Genomic DNA, 22,931 nt, shown 5'->3' on the forward strand with positions numbered 1-22,931 from the left:
TTCCTCCGGGAAAGGGCTCTGACCCCACCCATGCCGGTTGGTCTTTGCCCTGGTAGGTGCCAACCTTGGTTGGCACGGATGCATGCATTCACGCATGGCGTGGATCTACTGCAGCTGCAGGCCGCTCCGCAGCACCGGCAGCAGCCATTCGATGAACACCTGCACGCGCAGCGCACGGTGCTGCCGATGCGGCTGCAGCAGGGTGACCGGCAATGGCTGTGCGACGTGCTGTGGCATCACTTCCACCAGCGCGCCGGATTGCAGCTCGGCCTGTACGTCGTAGCGCGGAATCTGCAAAAGACCCAACCCCGCCACACAGCACGCAATCGATGCCTCGGCGCTGTTCACACGCACCCAGCCAGGCATCGGCAGCGTGCGCAGTTGGCCGCCGTCCTGCCACTCCCAAGGTTCCACCCGTGCCGTGGTCGGCGACGCGTAGTTCACCGCGCGATGCTGCGGCAGGTCGGCAGGATGCTGCGGCACGCCGTGTTCGCGCAGGTAAGCCGGCGCCGCAACGTTGGCAAAATCCAGTTGGCCCAGCGTGCGCGCCACCAGGCTGGAGTCGCCCAGCTGGCCGACCCGCAACACTGCATCGCAACCGTCCTCGATCAGGTTCACCGCGCGGTCGCTCATGCCCAGGTCCACTTCCACCTGCGGGTAGCGGGCGAAGAAGTCGGGCAGCGCCGGTGCGATGATGCGGCGGCCGATGCGGCTGGGTACGTCGATCTTCAGCAGCCCCGACGGCTGGGCGTCGACCTGGAGGAACAGCGATTCGGCGTCCTCGACCTCGGCGATCAGGCGCAGGCAGCGGGCATGGAACACGTCGCCGTCGTGGGTGGTGGACACCCGCCGGGTCGAGCGCTGCAGCAGGCGGGTGCCGAGCCGCTGCTCCAGCTCCGCAATGGCTGCCGAGACAGTGGAGCGGGGCAGGCCGAGCTGGTCGGCGGCGCGGGTGAAGCTCGCGCACTCCACGACCCGGGTGAAGATGCGGAAGCGATCGATCCGGTCCATTGTTCGCTGACTCTGGAAAGTTAAGTCAATGTGGCGGGCTTTATCCGCTTTTTCTGCACGATATCGTCGTCAGGGCAGGGTTGCCACCCCGGGCAGCCCCCTCCCGAGACCGACGCCATGACCGAGCATTCCCTCAAGGGCAAGACCGTGCTGATCGCCGGTGGCGCCAAGAACCTGGGCGGCCTGATCGCCCGCGACTTCGCCGCACAGGGCGCCAAAGCCATCGTCATCCATTACAACAGTGCCGCTACCCAGGCCGATGCAGAAGCGACTGTAGCCGCGGTGCAGGCCGCCGGCAGCAAGGCGGTGGCCCTGCAGGGCGACCTGACGTCGGCGGCAGCGATGGAGCGCTTGTTCGTCGATGCCGTGGCCGCAGTCGGCCGTCCTGACATCGCCGTCAATACGGTGGGAAAGGTACTCAAGAAGCCGCTGCTGGACATCAGCGAGGCGGAGTACGACGAGATGAGCGCGGTCAATGCCAAGGCCGCGTTCTTCTTCCTGAAGGAGGCAGGTCGCCACGTCAATGACGGTGGCCGCATCTGCACCCTGGTCACCTCGCTGCTGGGTGCGTTCACGCCGTTCTATTCCAGCTATGCCGGCACCAAGGCGCCGGTCGAGCATTTCACCCGTGCGGCGTCGAAGGAGTTCGGCGAGCGCGGCATCTCGGTGACCGCGATCGGTCCCGGTCCGATGGACACGCCGTTCTTCTATCCGGCCGAGAGCGCCGATGCGCAGGCGTATCACAAGACTGCGGCGGCGTTGTCGGCGTTCACCCGCACCGGGCTGACCGACATCGCCGATATCGTGCCGTGGATCCGCTTCCTGGTGACCGATGGCTGGTGGATGACCGGGCAGACGATTCTGGTCAATGGCGGGTACACCACCAAGTAAGCAAAGCCATGCATGGCGTGGCCCTACTGCACGGGAACCGAATCATCCACGCATGGCGTGGATCTACCGCTGTGGTAGGTGCCAACCTTGGTTGGCACGAAGTCGGGCAGTGGCCACGGGCCACCTGTAGAGCCGTGCCATGCTCGACTCTACAGGTGTTGCCCGATGGATCAGCCCAGCTTCGCCAGCACCGCATCGGTGGCGGCGGCGGTGCTCACTGCGTGGCCCTTGGCCGCAAGGTCGGCGGTGAACACGCCGTCATCCAGCACCGCATGCACGGCGGCTTCCACCGCGGCCGCTTCGGCTTCCAGCCCCAGCGAATGGCGCAGCAGCATCGCGGCGCTGAAGATTGTCGCGTACGGATTGGCGATGCCCTTGCCGGCGATGTCCGGGGCCGAACCGTGGATGGGCTCGTAAATGCCCACCGCACCGGGCTCGCCCAGCGAGGCCGACGGCAGCAGGCCCAGCGAACCGGCCAGCATCGAGGCCTCATCGGTGAGGATGTCGCCGAACATGTTCTCGGTGACGATCACGTCGTACTCGCGGGGCTTGGCCAGCAGGTGCATGGCCATCGAGTCGACCAGCTGGTGCTCCAGCGCCACGTCCGGGAACTCCTCGCGGCCGATGCGTGCGGCCACGTCGCGCCACAGGCGCGAGGTTTCCAGCACATTGGCCTTGTCCACCGAAGTGACCTTGCCGCGACGCTGCTGGGCCAGGCGGAAGGCGCTGCGCAGCACGCGCTCGATCTCGGCCACGGTGTAGCGGCACAGGTCGCTGGCGCTGTCGGCGTCGCGGGTCTTGTCGCCGAAGTAGATGCCGCCGGTCAGTTCACGCACCACCACGAAGTCCACGCCCTGCAGCAGCTCTGCCTTGATCGGCGAGGCGTGCAGCGCGGCCTCGTGGGTACGCACCGGGCGCAGGTTGGCATACAGGCCCAGCGCCTTGCGGATCGCCAGCAGGCCCTGTTCCGGGCGCACCTTGGCGTTCGGGTCGGACCACTTCGGGCCGCCGACCGCGCCCAGCAGCACCGCATTGGCGGCCTGGCAGGCGGCCAGCGTCGACGCCGGTAGCGGTTCACCGTGGCGGTCGATGGCGATGCCACCGATGTCGTGCTCGCTGAAGGTGAAGGTGTGGTTGAAGCGTCCGGCGACCGCCTTCAGGACGGCAACTGCCGCGGCGGCCACTTCCGGGCCGATGCCATCACCGGGCAGGACAACAATTTCAGCGTGCATGCTCACTCTCGTAACGTTCGATTTCAGGGACACGGCCCAACAGATACCCCAACTGGTCGACGCCTTCCAGCAGGCAGGTCTGCGAGAAGCCATCCAGCGGGAAGGAATAGACCTGGCCATCGGGGGTGCGCAGTTCGCGCGCAGCCACGTCGATGGTCAGCGCATCGTCCGGGCGCTGCATCAGCGCCTGTACGTCGGCCTCGTCCAGCACGATCGGCAGCAGGCCGTTCTTCAGCGCGTTGCCGCGGAAGATATCAGCGATCTCGCTGCTGACGATGGCACGCAGGCCCAGGTCGGTCAGCGCCCATGGTGCGTGTTCGCGCGACGAGCCGCAGCCGAAGTTGCGGCCCGCCAGCAGGATGCTGCGGCCGGCGTTGTGCGGCTGGTTGAAGGCGAAGTCGGCCACCGGCGAACCATCAGCTTGCCAGCGCCAGTCGTTGAACGCGTTGCGACCCAGCCCGGCACGCTCGGTGGTGGACAGGAACCGCGCCGGGATGATCTGGTCGGTGTCGATGTTGGTCTGGCGCAGCACCACGCTGGCCGAGGTCAGGGTACGGAAGCCGGCCATCACGCCACCTCCTGTGCGAACAGTTCGCGGGTATCGGCAACGTGCCCGTTCACCGCGGCCCACGCCGCGCTCATCGGCGAGGCCAGCAGCGTGCGCGAACCGGGGCCCTGGCGGCCCTCGAAGTTGCGGTTGCTGGTACTCACGGCCAGCTGGCCGGGGGCGACCAGATCGCCGTTCATCGCGATGCACATCGAGCAGCCCGGCTCGCGCCATTCGGCACCGGCCGCGCGCACGATCTCGTGGATGCCCTCGGCCTCGGCCTCGCGCTTGACGATCTCCGAGCCCGGTACCACCAGCATGCGTACGCGCTCGGCAACACGACGGCCGCGCAGCACCTGTGCGACTTCGCGCATGTCGCTCAGGCGGCCGTTGGTGCACGAACCAACGAACACTACGTCCACCGGTGTGCCCGCCAGCGCCTTGCCGGCCTGGAAGTGCATGTAGTCCAGGCCCTTCTGTGCGGCGGCATCGTTGGCGGCGGGAATCGGCGCATCCACGGCGATCGCGGTACCCGGATGCGTACCCCAGGTCAGGGTCGGGCGGATGTCGGCGGCGTCGATGTGCACTTCGCTGTCGAAGCGCGCGCCGTCATCGCTGCGCAGCTGTTGCCAGCGCGCCACGGCAGCGTCGAAGTCGGCGCCCTTGGGGCCGCGCGGCGTAGCGGCGACGAAGTCGAAGGTGACCTGGTCGGGCGCGACCATGCCGGCGCGTGCACCGGCCTCGATCGACATGTTGCACAGGGTCATGCGCTGTTCCATGTCCATCGCTTCGATGGTGCTGCCACGGAACTCGATCACGTGGCCGGTGCCGCCGTTGACGCCGATCACGCCGATGATGTGCAGGACCACATCCTTGGCGCCGACGCCGGGTGCCAGCGCACCGTCAACGGTGATCGCGAAGGTCTTGGCCTTGCGCTGCAGCAGGCACTGCGTGGCCAGCACGTGGCCGACCTCGCTGGTGCCGATGCCGAAGGCCAGCGAGCCGAATGCACCGTGGGTGGAGGTGTGGCTGTCGCCGCAGACGATGGTCATGCCCGGCTGGGTGAAGCCCTGTTCCGGCGCAATGACATGGACGATGCCGCGGTTGTCCGAGGCCATGTCGAACAGTTCGATGCCGTGCTCGGCGCAGTTTCGCGCCAGGGTGGCGACCTGTGCTTCGGAGGCGGCACTGGCATAGGGCAGCGTGCCGTCGGCCGCAGCCGGCAAGGTCGGCGTGGAGTGGTCCATCGTCGCCTTGGTGCGGTCCGGCCGGCGCGGCGCCAGGCCGCGCTCGCGCAGTTCGGTGAATGCCTGCGGCGAGGTGACCTCATGGATCAGGTGCAGGTCGATGTACAGCACGGCGGGCGCGCTGTCGGATTCGGGAACCACCACGTGGGCGTCCCACAGTTTGTCGTACAGGGTGCGGGGTGCGGAAGTCATGCGTATGCCTGGCAGAAGTACGAGATAGCGAACATCAGTAAAGAAAGCGGAACGGTCAAGTCAGCGACGGCGGGCGAGCACACGCAGGCGCACGTAGTCGGCCAGCGCCTGGCCGGCGGCATTGCGTGGCAGGTCGGCCAGCAACGCGGTGGCAGCCTCGCGCACGGTGGCGCGGGCCTCAGCGGGCAGGTCATCCAGCAGCGGCGCGGCGAATACCCGCAGCCAGCCGGCCACGCCGGTCGGCAGTGGGGTCGGGCGCGGCGTGCATTCGATCAGTTGCACCTGGAAGCCATGCTGGCGCAGGCGGTCGGCATAGGCATCGGCGGTCGGGAAGTACCACTGGAAGGTGCTGGCGCCATGGCCGTGGGCCACGCGTGCGGCCTGTACCGCCGCGACGATCGTGGCCACGTTGCCATGGCCGCCGAACTCGGCGACGAAGCGGCCAGCGGGGCGCAGCGCGCGACGCACGCCTTCCAGCACGCGGTCCGGGTTGCCCATCCAATGCAATGCGGCATTGCTGAAGACCGCATCGAACTCGCTGTCGAACGACAGCGCGTGGCCGTCCATCACCTGCGCGTCGACGCCACGTGCACGGGCGGCGATCACCAGTTCCGGCGACGCGTCCACGCCGTGGATGCACGCGCCGCTCAGGGCCAGCTCGGTGCTGAGCACGCCATCGCCACAGCCCAGGTCGAGGATGCGCTCACCGGCGCGCGGATCGAGCAGGCGCGCGACCGCGCCACCGAGCAACGGTACGAAGCCGGCATCGATCGCATAGTCCTGGGCGTTCCACTGCTGGCCAGCGGCTGCGGTAGGAGTGTCGAAGGCGCTCATCTCGGTTTCCTCAGGCGGTGGCAGGGGTGGGAACGTCGGTGCTGCTGTGGGCGGTGGCCTGGCGCTGGCGCAGCAGGCGGTTGGCCACATCCAGCCAGGCCAGCGCGGAGGCTTCGATGATGTCCTTGCTGGTGCCGGTGCCGTCGTACTCCACGCCGTCGTGGCGCACGCTCAGATTGGCTTCACCGCGCGCATCGGCGCCGATGCCGACGCTGTGCACCTGGTAGCTGTCCAGCATCAGCTGCACGCCGGTGGCAGCCGACAGCGCGCCGAACAGCGCATCGACCGGGCCGTCGCCCTGCGCGGTCTCGGCCACGCGGTTGCCGTCCGGGTCGGACAGTTCGACCAGTGCATTGGCGCGGCTGCCGACGTCGCTGATGGTCATCGACGCCAGGCGATAGCCCTGCGCGTTGGAGCCGCCCTGCATCAAGGTTTGCAGGTCGGCATCGGTGACCACGCGCTGCTGTTCGCACAGGCCCTTGAACTGCTCGAACACCAGCTTCAGTTCGTCTTCGTCCAGCCAGAAGCCCAGTGCACGCAGGCGTGCTTCGACGGCGGCGCGGCCACTGTGGCGGCCCAGCACCATCTGCGAATCTTCCCAGCCCACGTCTTCCGGGCGCATGATTTCGTAGGTGCCGCGATGGCGCAGCATGCCGTGCTGGTGGATACCCGATTCGTGGGCGAAGGCATTGGCACCGACGATGGCCTTGTTGCGCTGTACCGGCATGCCGACCAGGCGCTGCAGCAGCTGCGAGGTGCCGACGATGCGCGGGGTGTTGATCGAACTGTCCTGTTCGTAGAAGGCCTGGCGCACCTTCAGCACCATCGCGATCTCTTCCAGCGAACAGTTGCCGGCGCGCTCGCCGATGCCGTTGACGGTGCACTCGACCTGGCGTGCACCGCCTTCGATGGCGGCCAGCGAGTTGGCCACCGCCAGGCCCAGGTCGTTGTGGCAGTGCGCGCTGAAGATCACATTGGCGGCATTCGGCACGTCGGCGACGCCGGCGATGACCTGCTGGAACATCGCGCGGATCTCTTCCGGCGTGGTGAAGCCGACGGTGTCGGGCAGGTTGATGGTGGTGGCGCCGGCGGCAATGGCCACGCGCGAGACTTCGATCAGGTAGTCCAGCTCGGTACGGGTGGCATCCTCGGCGGAGAACTCGACATCGTCGATGTACGATCGAGCCAGCGAGACGTGCTTGCGTACCGATTCCAGTACCTGCTCGCGGGTCATCCGCAGCTTGTGCTCGCGGTGCAGCGGGCTGGTCGACAGGAACACGTGCAGGCGCGGGTTGGCGGCCGCTTCCAGTGCGCGTGCCGAGGTCTCGATGTCGGCCTGCAGGCAGCGCGACAGCACGGCCAGGCTCAGGCTCGGGCGGCGCAGTTCGCGGCCGATCAGCGCCATCGCCTCGCGGTCGGACTGCGAGCTGGCCGGGAAGCCGGTCTCGATGATGTCCACGCCCAGTTCGTCCAGCGCACGCGCCATCACCAGCTTCTGCGGCGGGCTCATGCTGCAGCCGGGGGACTGCTCGCCGTCACGCAGGGTGGTGTCGAAGATGCGGATGCGCGGGGTGGTAATTCGTTCGATGGTGGTCACAGGGAAATCTCCTCGACAGCGGGTGCGGCGGCTTGCAGGGGGGAAGGGGAAGAGGTGGGGGACGCGAGGGCGCTGGCCTTGCCGGGCGAGCGCGGGGTTTCACTACGCCGTCGCCGTGGTTTGCGCGGCGGGCGCGGCCGGATGTCGGTGAGCAGGCCGGCCAGGACACCCGCATCGATATTCCCGCCGGACACCACCGCGCACTTGCGGCGGCCGGCCACGCGGCGGCCTGCGGCCAGCGCCAGCGCACCGGCGCCCTCGGCGATGATGTGTTCTTCCAGTGCCAGCCGTACCAGGGTTTCGCGCAGCTCGGCTTCGCGCACGATCACCACGTCGTCCAGCAGCGAGGTGCACAGGCGTCGGGTCAGGAATCCAGGGATCTTCACCCGCACGCCGTCGGCCAGCGAGGTGACGGGGGCGATCTCGCGTACGTCGCCGCGGATGGCGCGCGCCATTGAGTCAACGCCTTCCACCTGGGCACCGATCACGCGCACGCCCTGTGATTTCAGCGCCAGTGCAACGCCGGAGGCCAGGCCACCGCCGCCGATCGGCACGATCACCACGTCCGGTGCGTGCGCGGCCAGCTCGATGCCGACCGTACCCTGGCCGGCAATCACATCGGCGTCGTCGAACGCGGAAAGGAAGCGGTAGCCGTGGCGTTGTGCCAGTTCAACCGCGAAGGCGTAGGCCTCGTCATAGCTGGTGCCATGCTGGCGCACGGTGGCGCCCCAGTGAGCGACGCCGGCGATCTTGGTGGCCGGCGCGCCATCTGGCATCACGGTGATGGCCGGAACGTCCAGGCGGTAGGCCGCCCACGCCACGCCCTGGGCATGGTTGCCGGCCGAGGCGCAGATCACCGGCCGGGTATCGCCGCGCTCGCGGCCGGCCAGCAGCGCGTTCAACGCGCCGCGCACTTTGTAGGACCCGGTGCGCTGCAGGTTCTCCAGCTTCAGCCAGGTGCCGAAGCGCTCGGCATGGTGCAGCGGGGTAGGCGGCAGGAAGCGGCGCAGCCGGGCCTGCGCCGCCAGTACGTCGGCGACGCTTACGTCGCCGACATCGCTTTCCTGGCTGGCATCAGCGGCCGGCATGGGCCACCAGCGGGGTGCAGGCGACCGCCGCATGCGGGCACGGGCGGCGAAGAAGACGCCTCCGTACCGGCACCGTGGTCACTACGGTACGGGTGTTCATACGGATGCTCCTTCCACGGCGGTGACCTGCACGGACACGCAGTCGTAGATCTTTTCGATCTGCCGGCACAGCGTTTCCGCCGGGCGCTGGCCATCCACCACCAGTTGCAGGTGCCAGCGGCCATCGTCGGCGGCCACCGGCGCACCGCTGATCGCACGCGGCGCGAAGCCACGGCGCTCGGCCATGCCGATCACGCGCAACAGCGCGCCTTCGGCCGGGTGCAGCACCAGGTCAAGCCGGTAGTGCATTGGGGATCTCCTGGCGGGCATGGGCGGGGTTGCTTTCCAGCATCGTGCTGTTGGCGGTGTTCGGTGGCACCAGCGGCCATACGTTGGCGCGTGCATCGATGGCCACGTGCAGCAGTGCCGGGCCGGGTTCGGCCAGCAGCGCGGCCAGGCCACCCTCGACGTCATCCCGCGCGTCGATGCGGGTGGCGGAAATGCCGAACACCTGCGCCAGCGCCACGAAGTCCGGGTTGTCGGACAGGTCGATCTCGCTGTAGCGCTCGGCGAAGAACAGCTCCTGCCACTGCCGCACCATGCCCAGCGAACTGTTGTCCAGCAGCACGATCTTCACCGGCAGGCGGCAGCGCGCGATGGTCGCCAGCTCCTGTACGTTCATCATGAAGCTGCCGTCGCCGGACACCAGCACCACGGTGCGATCGGGGCAGGCGAACTGCGCGCCCATCGCTGCCGGCAGGCCGAAGCCCATGGTGCCCAGCGCGCCACTGGTCAGGTGGTTGCGCGGGTGGTTGAAGCGGCAGTGCTGCGCCACCCACATCTGGTGCTGGCCAACGTCGCAGGCGATCACCGCATCGGCCGGGGCCAGCTCGCTCAGGCGCTTCAGCAGCGCCGGGGCGTAGATGTGCTGGCCCGGTGCGTCGTAGCGCGCAGCGAAACGATCGCGATGCTGTGCACAGCGCTTGCGCCATGCGTCCTGGTGGGCCTTGGGGGAGGGGAAGGCCGCACGCAGGGCGCGGATGGCGTGACCGACGTTGCCGGGCACGGCGACATCGGCGCTGCGCAGCTTGGAGATCTCATATGCGTCCGCATCGATGTGAACGACGCGGGCGAACGGTGCGAACTCCGCCAGCTTGCCGGTGGCACGGTCGTCGAAGCGTGCGCCCAGCACCAGCAGCAGGTCGCTTTCCTGCACCGCCATGTTGGCCGCGCGGGTCCCGTGCATGCCCAGCATGCCCAGCGACTGCGGATGGCTGGCCGGCAGTGCGCCCAGGCCGCGCAGCGTCATCACGGTGGGGATGGCACTGGCCTCGACGAAATCGCGCAGGTCCTGCACCGCATCACCCAGCGCGATGCCACCGCCGGCGTAGACCACCGGCTTCTCGGCCGCGGCCAGCGCGGCAATGGCTTCGGCAATGGCGGCCTCGGCCGGCGCCGGCGGTGGTTCGACGCTGCTGGGCGCATGGGCCGGCAGATGGCTGGCGTCGGCCAGCTGCACGTCCTTGGGCAGGTCGATCAGCACCGGGCCGGGGCGACCTTCGCGGGCGATCCGGAACGCATCGGCCACCACGCGCGGCAGGTCATCGACGCTGCGCACCAGCCAGCTGTGCTTGACGATCGGCATCGTCAGGCCGAACACATCCAGTTCCTGGAAGGCGTCGGTGCCCAGCAGCGGCGTGCCGACCTGGCCGGTGATGCAGACCATCGGTACCGAGTCCAGCATCGCATCGGCGATGCCGGTGACCAGGTTCGACGCGCCCGGCCCGGAGGTGGCCACGCAGACGCCCACCTGGTTGCTGGCGCGGGCGAAACCATTGGCGGCCAGGGCGGCACCCTGCTCGTGGCGCACCAGGATGTGCTTCAGCGACGAGTCCACCAGCGCGTCGTAGAACGGCATGATGGTGCCACCGGGATAGCCGAACAGCGTGCGGACGCCTTCGGCCTCCAGCGCCTGGGTCAGCCAGCGCGCGCCGTTGGGCGGCGCGCTGCGGTGTGTGGAAGAGTTCATGGGGGAACCTTGCAAAGCGGGTGGGGGAGGGCCGCGCGGTTACGCGGCCTGTCCTTGCAACCAGACCATCTTGGCGCGCAGTTCCTTGCCCACCTTTTCGATCGGGTGCTCCAGGTCGGCCTGCTTGAACCTGTTGTAGTTCGGCAGGCCCGCTTCGTACTCGGCCACCCAGTTCTTGGTGAAGGTGCCGTCCTGGATGTCCTTCAGTACTTCCTTCATGCGTGCCTTGGTGCCGGCGTCGATCACGCGCGGGCCGCTGACGTAGTCGCCGTACTGCGCGGTCTCGGAGATGAATTCCAGCATGCGCGAGATGCCGCCTTCGTAGAACAGGTCGACGATCAGCTTCAGCTCGTGCAGTACTTCGTAGTAGGCGATCTCCGGCTGGTAGCCGGCTTCCACCAGGGTCTCGAAACCGGCCTGCACCAGCGCCGACGCACCACCACACAGCACCGCCTGCTCGCCGAACAGATCGGTCTCGGTCTCTTCCTTGAAGGTGGTCTGGATCAGGTTGGCACGGGCACCGCCGAGGCCGGCCGCATAGGCCTGGGCATGCTGCGCGGCCTTGCCGCTGACGTCCTGGTAGACCGCCCAGATGCACGGCACGCCACGGCCGATCTCGTACTCACGGCGCACCAGCGCACCCGGGCCCTTCGGCGCGACCAGCACCACGTCCAGATCGGCGCGCGGCTCGATCATGCCGTAGTGCACGTTCAGTCCGTGGGCGAACAGCAGGCACGCCCCCTGCTTCATGTTCGGCGCCAGCACATCGTTGTAGAGCTTCTTCTGCACCATGTCGGGGGTCAGCACGGCGACCAGATCGGCGTCCTTCACCGCATCGGCGGGCGCGACCACGGTGAATCCATCGGCCTGGGCCTTGGCTTCGGTCGGACCGCCCGGACGCAGGCCTACCACCACGTCGAAGCCGGATTCGCGCAGGTTCAGTGCGTGGGCGCGGCCCTGGCTGCCGTAGCCGATGACGGCGATCTTGGTCTGGGGCAGGTCGTTGGTGCTCATGGGGGAGGTTCCTTGCGGTGGGAAGAAAAAAGAACGGCCGGTCGTCGAGGTGACGTGCCGGCCGGTCAGGGGAAAGCGGTGGAGGGGGCGCCGCGCATCGCACAGGCACAGCCACCACGAGGCGTGGTGCTGCAGGTCCGGGTTGTGCGATGAGCGTTGGTCATGGTGGTTGCGTCTGAAACCAGGTTCTGAAATGAAAAAACCCGCACCGGGGCGGGTGCGGGTTTTTGAAGAGTTCCGGTGTGTCTGTTGCTTACACGCTGGCTCGTCCCGCACCTGTGGGTTGGGTAATAAGTACGAGCACAAGAATCGAACGCAGCGAGGCGGCGCCGATGGCGGCGGCTTCGATGTGGGTTCGCGGTGGCGTGTTGTGATGCAACATGCGATCGAGAGAAACACAGGCGTTTTGGCGGTGTCAACCCTCACGACAGTTTTTTTATCGGTTTCCAGTGAGTCCAGCGAAATCGCTTGCGCCGCAAGGATGGTTGCCACTGAAAGTGTTTCAGTGAACCCGAATTCACTCCTTTCAACACGCTTTTTGCGCGGATTCCGGGTCGCTGTTCGCCATGCTGGGGCGGACCCTGGTCGGCACCTACCGAAAGGCCATCGCCCATGACCTCTGCCCGATACCGCATGAAGGCCGCAGCGGCGAAGATCGCGGAACCACCTTCCACCGGAACCCGACCGTGTCCCGACGCCTTGCCCGCTCCCTGCTCGCCGCCGCCGTGCTGGCTGCCGTGCCTGCACTGTCCATCGCCGCCGACCGCATCACCGGCCACACCTTCGCCACCCGTTCGGAGGTGATCGCCCCGCATGCGATGGCGGCTACCTCGCAGCCGCTGGCCACCCAGATCGCGCTGGACGTGATGAAGGGCGGTGGCTCGGCGGTCGACGCGGCGATCGCGGCCAATGCCGCGCTCGGATTGATGGAGCCGACCGGCAACGGTATCGGTGGCGACCTGTTCGCCATCGTCTGGGACCCAAAGACGCAGAAGCTCTACGGCTACAACGGCTCGGGCCGCTCGCCGAAGTCGCTCACCCTGGCCGAGTTCCAGCGTCGTGGCCTGAAGGACATCCCGGCCACCGGCCCGCTGCCGGTGTCGGTACCTGGCGCGGTCGACGGCTGGTTCGCCCTGCACGACCGTTTCGGTCGCAAGCCGATGGCCGACAACCTGGCGCCGGCCATCCGCTACGCCCGCGAGGGCCACCCGGTGGCCGAGGTGATCGCCTACTACTGGGACCGTTCGGTGCCCAAGCTGTCGCAGTACCCGGGCTTCAAGGAGCAGTTCACGATCAACGGCCACGCCCCGCGCAAGGGCGAGATGTGGAAGAACCCGAACCTGGCCAGCACCCTGCAGAAGATCGCCGACGGCGGGCGCGACGCCTTCTACAAGGGCGAGATCGCGCGCACCATCGGTGACTACTTCAAGGCCAACGGTGGCTACCTGAGCTACCAGGACATGGCCGACCACCACGGTGAATGGGTCGAGCCGGTCAGCAGCAACTACCGTGGCTACGATGTCTGGGAGCTGCCACCCAACAGCCAGGGCATCGCTGCGCTTCAGATCCTCAACGTGCTGGAAGGCTACGATTTCTCGAAGATCCCGTTCGGCTCACCCGAGCATGTGCACCTGTTCGTTGAGGCGAAGAAGCTGGCCTTCGCCGACCGTGCGCGCTTCTACGCCGACATGGCATTCCAGCCGGCGCCGGTGCAGAAGCTGATCTCCAAGGAGTACGCCGCGCAGCGCCGCGCGCTGATCTCGATGGACAAGGCCTTGAAGGAAGTGCAGCCGGGCACACCGAAGCAGCTGGAGGAAGGCGACACGATCTACATGACGGTGGCCGACGCCGACGGCATGATGGTCTCGTTGATCCAGTCCAATTACCGCGGCATGGGCAGCGGCATGGCGCCGCCGGGGTTGGGCTTCATCCTGCAGGACCGCGGCGAGATGTTCGTGCTGCAGAAGAACCATCCCAACGGATACGCACCGGGCAAGCGCCCCTTCCAGACGATCATTCCGGCGTTCATCACCAAGGGGGGCAAGCCGTATGCCAGCTTCGGCGTGATGGGCGGCGCGATGCAACCGCAGGGCCATGCGCAGATCGTGATGAACCTGGTGGACTTTGGCATGAACCTGCAGGAAGCTGGTGACGCACCGCGCATCCAGCATGAGGGTTCCACCGAGCCGACCGGCCAGGCCACGGCGATGACCGACGGTGGTGAAGTGAACCTGGAAACCGGCTTCCCGTATGAAACCGTGCGCGCGCTGATGCGCAAGGGGCATCGCATCGTGTTCGCCGACGGCCCGTATGGTGGCTATCAGGCGATCATGCGCGATCCCGAGACCGGGGTGTACTACGGGGCTTCGGAGAGCCGCAAGGACGGGCAGGCGGCGGGGTATTGAGGTTTGCCGGCCACCGGGCTGAGCCCCCTCTGCGGTGATGGCAGCGATACGGGGCTTAGCCGGGCGGGTGGATCGTCTGGGGGCCGCTGCAAGTACGTCCATGTAAGCTCGGTCGCCGCATCCATGCGGCTCACGCCCCCAGCCAACCCACCCGCCCGGCCACGGACAGTTTCCGTGTCCGTCACCGCAGGAAAAGAAAAAAGAAGAGCAAGAGCAAAGGCAAAGGCAAAGGCAACAGCCGCGCGCTGTGTGTTGGGGTCAGATCCGTTTTCCGAAGGAAAACGGATCTGACCCCTTCTTGTTTTCCGATACACATCTTCCACGCAAAGCGTGGAAAACCAACAGTTACCGGGAAACTGTCGGGGGTGGGGCGGTGTGGGTGGGCAGGACCGTTGGCGCCATGGATGGCGCCATCGAGCCCCCATGGATGGGTTCACGGCGTGTCCTGCCCACCCACACCGCCCCACCCAACCCGCAGCAACCCAGAACCGCCTTTGAATTTGACCTTGGCCCTTGCCTGAAAAAGCGGTGCAGCCGCAGGCTGCAAAACACCCTCAATCCTGATCGTGCGCGCGTGCGGCCTCGGCCTGCGTCTCTTCCTGCGCCGCCATCTCGCGTGCGATCCACGCATCGATCATGTGCCGCTGGCGCTGCGCCTGCCGTCGCTCACGCGTGTACTCCTGGTCGAGCACGCGGTACAGCGACACCATCACCAGCACCATCAGCAGCGCGAATGGCAACGCCGCAATCGTGATCATGCCCTGCAGTGCATCCAGGCCACCGGCCAGCAGCAACGCCGCTGCGATCAACGCCACCGCGATGCCCCAGGCCAGCTTGCGCTTCAACGGAGGATCGCCTGCTTCGTCAGTGGACATGCTGGCCAGAACCAGTACCGCCGAGTCGGCCGAAGTTACGAAGAAGATCATCAGCAGTACCAGTGCGATGCACGACAGCAGCAACGGCAGCGGCATGCTGTCGAACAGCGTGAACAGCACCGTCTCGTAGCCATTGCCCAGCGCCTGCACCAGGTCGGCATGGCCGAAGATCTGCGCCCACAGCGCGGTGCCGCCGAACACCGCGAACCAGAAGAAGCCCAGCAGCGTCGGCGCGAGCACTACGCCGATCACGAACTCGCGCACGCTGCGGCCGCGCGAGATGCGTGCGATGAATGAGCCCACGAACGGTGCCCACGAGATCCACCAGGCCCAGTAGAAGATTGTCCAGTCCGCCACCCAGGTGCTGCCGGAGAACGGTGACATGCGCAGGCTCATTGTCACCAGCTGGTTGAGGTAGGAGCCCAGCGTGGTGGTGAACGTATCGAAGATGAAGCCGGTCGGCCCCAGCACGAGCAGGATGGCTGCCAGCAGGGCAGCCAACGCCAGGTTGAAATTGGACAGCCACTTCACACCCCGCTCCACGCCACTGGCGGTGGACGCCATATACAGCACGAAGGCGACGGCAATGATGGTCATCTGCACCGGGACGGTAGCCTGCACGCCGAACACGCGCTCGATGCCGGCGGCGATCTGGATGGTGCCGAAGCCCAGCGTCGTCGCGACACCGATCGCGGTGGCGACCACTGCAGCGATGTTGACCACGCGACCGATCCAGCCGCGATGATGGCGGCCGATGATCGGCTGCAGCATGTCGCTGACCAGGCCACGGCCGTTGCGGTTGAACTGGAACCAGGCCATTGCCAGCCCGATCAGCGCGTAGATGGCCCACGGGTGCAGGCCCCAGTGGAAGAATGCATAGCGCATCGAGGCGCGTGCCGCATCCAGGCTCTGCGGAGCAAGCCCTTCCGGTGGCTTGCTGAAGTGCGAAATGGGCTCGGCGGCGCCCCAGAACACCAGGCCGATGCCCATGCCGGCGGCGAACAGCATCGACATCCAGCTGGCCCGCGAGAACTCCGGCTCGGCGTCTTCGCCACCGATGCGCAGGTTGCCGAAGCGTCCGAAGGCCAGGTACATCAGGAACACCAGGGCCAGGAACACCACCAGCAGGTACAGCCAGCCGATACCGCGGATGAGTTCGCCGAGGATGCTCTGCACCACGGTATTGAAGGGGCCAGGTGCAATACCGGCAAGCAGCACCAGCAGCAGAACCAGTGCGATGGAAACGCGAAACACCATGAAGGAGCTTCTCCGATCAAGGGATTGAGGGGAGCGAGCAGAGCTTGCAGCGAAGGGCCGGCGGCATGCAGCGCGAACCGGGCAGGGGCCGCGTCGGCGGCGAAGGACGCGTCGGTCGCGGGAGCGCGACCGACGTGCACGTTACTGAACGCGACGTCATGGTTCCGTTAACGAATAGCGATTGGGGTCAGATCCGGAAGCGGGCGGTCTATGCTCTAATGCACGCCAAGAAGCGGGGGTACCGAGGCCACGTGGCCACGGTTGAGACAGTCCCTTGGAACCTGATCCGGCTCATACCGGCGTAGGGAAGCTTTGCAATGCAGCCGTGCCCGGACTCCGCCCAAGGACCGTCCGGGCGCGGTCGCAGTGCGCCGCCGCTTCGTCCCTGACCTTTCTGGACGATGCCCGATGAACGCACAGCTCTCCGCCCTGCAGCAACAGGCCCAGCAACTCTCCGAATCCGTGACCCGGCCCATTCCCGGCTCGCGCAAGATCCACGTGCCCGGTTCGCGCCCGGATCTGCAGGTGCCGATGCGGGAGATCGCGTTGACCCGCACCCCGACGCTGTTCGGCGGCGAAGAGAATGCACCGGTCACGGTCTACGACACGTCCGGCCCCTACACCGATCCGGACGCGCGTATCGATCTGTGCGCCGGGCTGCCGGCACTGCGTCGCGGCTGGGTGGAGGAACGTGGCGATACCGAGCAGCTCGAAGGCCTGAGTTCGTCGTTCGGGCGTGATCGCGAGCACGACCCGAAGCTCGCTGCCGTGCGCTTCCCCGCCCGCAGCCTGCCGCGCCGTGCACGGGCAGGCGCGAACGTCACCCAGATGCACTATGCGCGGCGCGGCATCATCACGCCGGAAATGGAATTCGTTGCCATCCGCGAGAACCAGCGGCTGGAGACGATCCGCGATGCGGGCCTGCTGCAGCAGCACCCGGGCGAGGCGTTCGGCGCCTCGATCCAGAAGATCATCACTCCGGAGTTCGTGCGGGATGAAATCGCGCGCGGCCGCGCCGTGCTGCCCAACAACATCAACCATCCGGAAAGCGAGCCGATGATCATCGGCCGCAACTTCCTGACCAAGATCAATGCCAACATCGGCAACAGCGCCGTTTCCTCGGGAATCGCCGAGGAGGTAGAGAAACTGGTGTGGGCGATCCGCTGGGGCGGTGACACCGTGATGGACCTGTCCACCGGCAAGCACATCCATGAAACCCGCGAGTGGATCATCCGCAACTCGCCGGTGGCGATCGGTACGGTGCCGATCTACCAGGCGCTGGAGAAGGTCGACGGCCGCGCCGAAGCACTGACCTGGGAGATCTTCCGCGACACACTGATCGAGCAGGCCGAGCAGGGCGTGGACTACTTCACCATCCACGCCGGCGTGCTGCTGCGCTACGTGCCACTCACCGCCAAGCGGGTGACCGGCATCGTCAGCCGCGGGGGCTCGATCATGGCCAAGTGGTGCCTGGCGCACCACAAGGAGAATTTCCTGTACACGCATTTCGAAGAGATCTGCGAAATCATGAAGGCCTATGACGTGACCTTCTCGCTGGGTGACGGCCTGCGCCCGGGCTGCATCGCCGATGCCAATGACGCCGCGCAGTTCGGTGAGCTGGAAACGCTGGGCGAGCTGACGAAGACTGCCTGGAAGCATGATGTGCAGACCATGATCGAGGGCCCCGGCCACGTGCCGATGCAGCTGATCAAGGAGAACATGGACAAGCAACTGCGTGAGTGCGGCGAGGCGCCGTTCTATACGCTGGGGCCGTTGACCACCGATATCGCACCGGGCTACGACCACATCACCAGCGCGATCGGCGCGGCGATGATCGGATGGTTCGGCACGGCCATGCTCTGTTACGTGACGCCGAAGGAGCATCTCGGCCTGCCCAATCGCCAGGACGTGCGCGACGGCATCATGGCCTATCGCATTGCCGCGCATGCAGCCGACCTGGCCAAGGGCCATCCGGGTGCGCAGGTTCGCGACAACGCATTGAGCAAGGCGCGCTTCGAGTTCCGCTGGGAAGACCAGTTCCACCTCGGCCTGGATCCGGAGAAGGCCAAGGAGTTCCATGACGAGACGCTGCCGAAGGATGCGCACAAGCTGGCCCACTTCTGCTCGATGTGCGGCCCGCACTTCTGTTCGATGAAGATCACCCAGGATTTGCGTGACTACGCCGAAGCCGGCATGAAGGAGAAGTCGGAGGAGTTCCGCGCGGCTGGCGCAGAGGTCTACCACCAGGGATGACGAGTAGCCGGGTGCCGGCTGCCGGCCGGCGGCCGGTTGTGCAGGGGCCGGGAGGAGCGCTGGCCAGCGGCCGGCACCACCGCTCATCACGCCGCTCCCCGCTATGCTCCGCGCATCACCCTGGGGGAAGGACACCATGCCCGTTGCCATGACCACCCGTTGGCTGGCCATTGCCCGCCGTCATCCTTCGGCCTGGCTGCTGGGTGCCCAGTTGATCGCGGTGCTGCTGTACCCCGCGCTGGATGACACCGCTGCCGGCCGCGCGGCGCTGGGCATGTTCGGCATGGCGGTACTGGGCCTGGCGCTGTGGGTGGTCCAGCGCAGCCCACTGGGCACCTGGCTGGCACTGCTGCTGGCCATCCCGTCGGTGGTGTTCTCGCTGGCTGGCGCATTGCTCGACCGCAGCGCACTGCTGACCACCGCACAGTTGCTGGAGAGCCTGCTGTACTTCTATACGGCCGGCGCCCTGATTGCCTACATGCTCCAGGACCACAAGGTCACCCGCGACGAACTGTTCGCCGCAGGCGCGACATTCACCTTGCTTGCATGGGCATTTGCGTTCGCATTCGCGGTATGCCAGCAGTGGTACCCGGGCAGCTTCCAGGGCACCGGCGGAGGCTCGCAGCGCAGTTGGATGGAGCTGCTTTATCTCAGCTTCAGCTTGCTGTCTGGAGTCGGCTTGAGTGACGTCGTGCCGTTGCATCCACAGGCACGCGCGCTGGTCATGCTGGAGCAGTTTTCCGGCGTGATGTACGTGGCTTTGGTGGTTTCGCGGCTGGTCGGATTGACCATGTTGCGGCGCATGTGAAAATGAACGCCAGATAAAAATTTCGCGCCCGAAAGGGCGCGAATGATGTCGCAAATTATGTGAATTCGTCGGCGAGAGAGAGCCTGATGTCGACCACGCGATAGGCGAGGTAACTTGCATAGGCTAGTATTCGCGCGCTCGATTGTTTTTGCGGTATGCGCCGATGCTTTGTGCGGAGTCTGGCTTTTCGCTGTTCCCAGGACGGGGCGGTATCGAAGGCAAACACTGCCCGGGACCTGTCTCTACTGTGTAGCAGAAAATGAACAGCAGCGAAATCCAGTTCCCGGTATCCGATCGGATCCGGATAGGAGAGTGCACCGTCACTCTGTCCTCGCGCGAAGTCGAGGTCGTCGGCGCGCGTCGCCCGCGCCGGCTGACGCCGAAGGCGCTGGGCGTGCTGCGCGTGCTGCTGCGGCAGCCGGGTCGCGTTGTCACCCGCGACGAGTTGTTCGCCGAGGTATGGCCGGACACGCTGCCGACCAACGATGTGCTGACCCAGGCCGTCACCCAGCTGCGCAAGGCGTTCAGCAACGACGACGACAACGGCCAGGCCTACATCGAAACCATCGCCAAGACAGGCTATCGGCTTCTGGTCCCGGTGCAGGTGCTGGACGATGCCGAGCCCGTGGCCGCAGGCGTCCCCGACGACGAAGGCATGGCCGCGCAGCCGGTGACCACTGCTGCGTTGCCTGCGCATCCACAGGCAGCGCGCCGCCGCTGGCGCCATATCCGTCGGCGCGTGCTGCTGGTGCTGGGCGTGTTGATGCTGGCCACGCTGCTGGTGTTGACCACGCTGCTGCTGCGTCGTGCACCGGCCGGCAGCTCGCCGGTGGAGGCTGCCGTGGAGAACGGTACGCGGGTGATCGGCAGCCCGCAGCGACCGTATCGGTTGATCACCGCAACCAGCGGCTTCGAAACCTATCCCACGCTGTCACCGGACGGTTCGCTGGTGGCCTATGAGGGCGCCAACGAGGATGGCAACGGCGGTGGCGCGATCAAGCTGCAGACCTCCGGCAACGCGCCGGCGCGCCAGTTGCTGGCGCCACCGGCCGGTGCCGTCGATCGCTTCCCGAACTGGTCGCCGGATGGTCGCGAAATCGCCTTCGCGCGGTTCTCCGCCGACGGCGGCTGCCAGGTACTGATCGCCAGCGCCACCGGTGGCGCACTGCGCCAGGCTACACGCTGCGATGGGACGGAGCTGCTCAGTTTCGACTGGACGCCAGATGGGCGTGGCCTGGTGTTCGGCAGCATGGTCGGTCGCTACGCGCACCGTGGCATCCGCGTGCTGGACCTGGCCAGTGGCCAGTGGCGCGCGCTGGCCTACAGCGTCGACCAGGATGACTTCGACTACGCACCGCGTTATTCGCCTGATGGGCAATGGCTGGTGTTCGTGCGCAACCCGCAGCTGGGTGATCTGTGGCGGGTGCCAGCCGCGGGCGGTACGCCCGAGCAGTTGACCGATGAAGCGGCAGAGCTGCGCGGCTGGGCCTGGCTGGACGATGGCCGAACCATCGTCTTCGGTCGCCGTGTCGATAGCGAGGCGCGGCTCTATTACCTGGACGTCGAGCGGCACACGTTGCGCGATGCCGGCCTGGATGATGCGCAGTGGCCAGCGGTGTCGCGACGCGGTGGCATGCTGGCGTTCGTCCACCGGCGCGCGCAGTTCGGCGTGTTCAAGGTGCCGATGCAGGGCAGCGGCACGCCCGAGCGCCTGTTCGCCTCCAGTGGCCGCGATGGGCAGCCGATGGCAGCGCCTGATGGCCGCCAGCTGGTCTTCACCTCCGATCGTTCCGGCAGCTTCGCCCTGTGGTGGGCGGACATGCAGCGACCGGATTCGCTGCGTCCCATCGAAGGGCTGCGGCCGGAAGCGCGGCAGGCGCCTGACTGGTCGGCCGACAGCCGGCAGTTGCTCGTGGTTGGCCGCGATGCGCATGGGCGCACGGTGCTCTATGAAATCGCGCCACGCGATGAACGCCTGCAACCCTTGCCGGTTCCGGCCGAACAGCCGTTGCAGGCACTGTATGGCGCCTCGCCGCAGCAGCTGTTTGTGGTCGAGCGCGATGCCGACCAGCGCACGCGGTTGAGCCTGTTCGATCGCAGCGTCCAGCCCTGGCGCCGATTGGCCAGCATCGATGGGGTGTCGCAGGCGCGCTTTGACCGGAGCAGTGGCCGCGTGTTGTTCACCCGCTTGGCCGCCGGTGGCCTGTGGTCGGCGGATGCCGCGTTGTCCCCGGCCAGCGTGCAGCAGATCAGCGATGACCGGCCCAGCCGCTGGCGATACCGGGCCTGGACCGTGACCGGCAACAGCGGCATCGGCTACCTCGGTACCTCGACCACGTGTGGCACCACCTTTGTGCGCATCCAGCCCGGCCGGGAGGAGGCGGAACGTTGCCTGGACGCAGAACGGCTCAGCGCCGGCAACGGGCTCAGTGCCAGCGCCGACGGAAAGGACCTGTTCGTGGCGATGGCGGTCAGCGATGGCGCTGACATCGGCGTGATGCGGTTGCCCGAACGCCCGCCTGCACTGTTCCCCGCATTCTCCAAGTTGTTGTTGTTCAAGGGAAATGGGCCTTCGTAATTTCTTCGTCGGGATCTCGTCGCGAATTCGTGGCGATCTCGTCGGACCTTCCTGACGCAGTGCCGCCTGATTTGGCAAAACGGAGTCCTGTACTAGGCAAATCCGTGGTGCCCCCATGCGTCAACTCTCGCTGGCCGATCGCGGCCAAACTGTTTCCCTGGACCGGTCGCTCGACGACGTCGCACCGACCTGCCTGGGCGTGGCCCGGCTGGGCAGCCTGCAGACCGCCGGCTCCAGCTTCACTGTCTGGATGCAGGTGCGTGGCAGCTCGTGGGTCGAGGCCAAGGAAGGGCGCTTCCGCCTGCGCCAAGGCGAGTGGATCGCGTTCGAGAAGGAATCGCGGCCGCTGGTGCAGGCCGGTCGCAACGGGTTGTGCGTTGGCCTGAACCTGAACATCGAAGCGCTTCGCGTGCTGACCGAGATGGCCGACTGCGGCCTGTATGCAGGTCGTGGCCGGATGAACCGCACTGATGCGCGCGTGGCGCTGCGCCTGTGGCGCGATGCGCTGGCCAGCGGCCAGCCGGCGCAGGCCCTGCGCCCGCTGCTGCTGCACCTCGCGGGCCTGCAGCGCGGCCTGGCCGACAACGTGCAGCGCTGCCCGGGCCGCTCGCGCAGCCGCAAGCGCCAGGTGTTCGGCCGCATGCAGCGCGCGCGCCTCTATCTGGAAGGCAACAGCCACCGGGTGGTGCGCATCGGCGAACTGGCCGAGCTGACCAACTTCTCCAGCTGGTACCTGTCCAAGACCTTCCAGAGCCTGTACGAGGAAAGCCCGCAGTCGCTTTCGGCACGGCTGCGCCTCGAACGCGCCGCTGATCTGCTGCGTGACACCGACATGATGGTGGGCGAGGTCGCTGCCGCCAGCGGTTTCGACAACTGCTGCAGCTTCGCGCGTGCGTTCCGCGCCCGCTACGGCCAGTCCGCATCGCGCTTCAGGGAGAACGGCGGCTTGCTCCCGCCACAATCCGCAAAGTCTCCGGTTGGTTCGCGCAAATACAGCGCTGCAACGCAATCGTAACGTGCTGGGGTGTTTTAAC

Annotated in this window: 17 protein-coding genes and 1 riboswitch; of the genes, 6 read left to right on the top strand and 11 right to left on the bottom strand. The window is 66.8% G+C overall.

Annotation, left to right across the window (positions count from 1 at the left end; translation table 11 throughout):
- Nucleotides 1-105: 105 nt before the first annotated feature.
- Nucleotides 106-1,011: a LysR family transcriptional regulator gene (locus AC5P7X_RS01985; RefSeq protein ID WP_053499076.1), complete on the bottom strand. Its 906-nt coding sequence runs from the start codon at nt 1,009-1,011 to the stop codon at nt 106-108.
- 117 nt (nt 1,012-1,128) lie between these two features.
- Between AC5P7X_RS01985 and AC5P7X_RS01990 the strand changes: the two genes are divergently transcribed.
- Nucleotides 1,129-1,902, top strand: a complete 774-nt coding sequence (locus AC5P7X_RS01990) for an SDR family oxidoreductase (protein ID WP_171957453.1) — start codon at nt 1,129-1,131, stop codon at nt 1,900-1,902.
- Between the two features lie 170 nt (nt 1,903-2,072).
- Here the strand turns inward: AC5P7X_RS01990 and leuB are convergent, their stop codons facing one another.
- From leuB to ilvC, 9 genes are all read right to left on the bottom strand, one after another.
- Entirely contained in the window at nt 2,073-3,134 is a 1,062-nt protein-coding gene (leuB, locus tag AC5P7X_RS01995) for a 3-isopropylmalate dehydrogenase (protein WP_171957454.1), read from the bottom strand.
- Entirely contained in the window at nt 3,124-3,702 is a 579-nt protein-coding gene (gene leuD, locus AC5P7X_RS02000) for a 3-isopropylmalate dehydratase small subunit (protein ID WP_005419117.1), read from the bottom strand. The genes leuB and leuD overlap by 11 nt, the downstream gene beginning before the upstream one ends.
- Nucleotides 3,702-5,120 (bottom strand): 3-isopropylmalate dehydratase large subunit, encoded by a 1,419-nt coding sequence (leuC, locus tag AC5P7X_RS02005; RefSeq protein ID WP_069139238.1) that lies wholly within the window; start codon nt 5,118-5,120, stop codon nt 3,702-3,704. The genes leuD and leuC overlap by 1 nt, the downstream gene beginning before the upstream one ends.
- A gap of 60 nt (nt 5,121-5,180) precedes the next feature.
- Nucleotides 5,181-5,954, bottom strand: a complete 774-nt coding sequence (locus AC5P7X_RS02010; protein ID WP_171957456.1) for a class I SAM-dependent methyltransferase — start codon at nt 5,952-5,954, stop codon at nt 5,181-5,183.
- Between the two features lie 10 nt (nt 5,955-5,964).
- Nucleotides 5,965-7,551, bottom strand: coding sequence for a 2-isopropylmalate synthase (locus tag AC5P7X_RS02015; RefSeq protein ID WP_053499065.1), 1,587 nt, complete (start codon nt 7,549-7,551; stop codon nt 5,965-5,967).
- Entirely contained in the window at nt 7,548-8,639 is a 1,092-nt protein-coding gene (locus AC5P7X_RS02020) for a threonine dehydratase (protein ID WP_495214362.1), read from the bottom strand. The genes AC5P7X_RS02015 and AC5P7X_RS02020 overlap by 4 nt, the downstream gene beginning before the upstream one ends.
- A gap of 96 nt (nt 8,640-8,735) precedes the next feature.
- Nucleotides 8,736-8,987 carry an ACT domain-containing protein gene (locus AC5P7X_RS02025; protein WP_005419108.1) on the bottom strand — a complete coding sequence of 84 codons (252 nt, stop codon included), beginning with the start codon at nt 8,985-8,987 and terminating at the stop codon, nt 8,736-8,738.
- Nucleotides 8,971-10,707: an acetolactate synthase 2 catalytic subunit gene (gene ilvG / locus AC5P7X_RS02030; RefSeq protein WP_005419106.1), complete on the bottom strand. Its 1,737-nt coding sequence runs from the start codon at nt 10,705-10,707 to the stop codon at nt 8,971-8,973. The genes AC5P7X_RS02025 and ilvG overlap by 17 nt, the downstream gene beginning before the upstream one ends.
- A 39-nt stretch (nt 10,708-10,746) precedes the next feature.
- Entirely contained in the window at nt 10,747-11,721 is a 975-nt protein-coding gene (gene ilvC / locus AC5P7X_RS02035) for a ketol-acid reductoisomerase (RefSeq protein ID WP_053499062.1), read from the bottom strand.
- Between the two features lie 686 nt (nt 11,722-12,407).
- On the opposite strand from ilvC, the gene ggt reads away from it, so the two are divergent.
- Complete coding sequence (gene ggt, locus AC5P7X_RS02040) at nt 12,408-14,126, top strand: gamma-glutamyltransferase (protein WP_065196510.1); 1,719 nt, start codon at nt 12,408-12,410, stop codon at nt 14,124-14,126.
- Nucleotides 14,127-14,680: 554 nt separating this feature from the next.
- On the opposite strand, the gene AC5P7X_RS02045 is transcribed toward ggt, so the two are convergent.
- Complete coding sequence (locus AC5P7X_RS02045; protein WP_049413309.1) at nt 14,681-16,258, bottom strand: BCCT family transporter; 1,578 nt, start codon at nt 16,256-16,258, stop codon at nt 14,681-14,683.
- Nucleotides 16,259-16,482: 224 nt separating this feature from the next.
- Nucleotides 16,483-16,584, top strand: a riboswitch (TPP riboswitch).
- Nucleotides 16,585-16,666: 82 nt separating this feature from the next.
- Between AC5P7X_RS02045 and thiC the strand changes: the two genes are divergently transcribed.
- From thiC to AC5P7X_RS02065, 4 genes are all read left to right on the top strand, one after another.
- Complete coding sequence (gene thiC / locus AC5P7X_RS02050) at nt 16,667-18,511, top strand: phosphomethylpyrimidine synthase ThiC (RefSeq protein ID WP_495214363.1); 1,845 nt, start codon at nt 16,667-16,669, stop codon at nt 18,509-18,511.
- Between the two features lie 136 nt (nt 18,512-18,647).
- Nucleotides 18,648-19,319: an ion channel gene (locus AC5P7X_RS02055; protein ID WP_050562719.1), complete on the top strand. Its 672-nt coding sequence runs from the start codon at nt 18,648-18,650 to the stop codon at nt 19,317-19,319.
- 259 nt (nt 19,320-19,578) lie between these two features.
- A complete protein-coding gene (locus tag AC5P7X_RS02060) occupies nt 19,579-21,897 on the top strand; it encodes a winged helix-turn-helix domain-containing protein (RefSeq protein ID WP_372484500.1) in 2,319 nt (772 codons plus the stop codon).
- Between the two features lie 115 nt (nt 21,898-22,012).
- Complete coding sequence (locus AC5P7X_RS02065) at nt 22,013-22,912, top strand: helix-turn-helix transcriptional regulator (protein ID WP_053497516.1); 900 nt, start codon at nt 22,013-22,015, stop codon at nt 22,910-22,912.
- Nucleotides 22,913-22,931 lie beyond the last annotated feature (19 nt).

Source organism: Stenotrophomonas sp. YJH_SMC_53 (assembly GCF_059369995.1).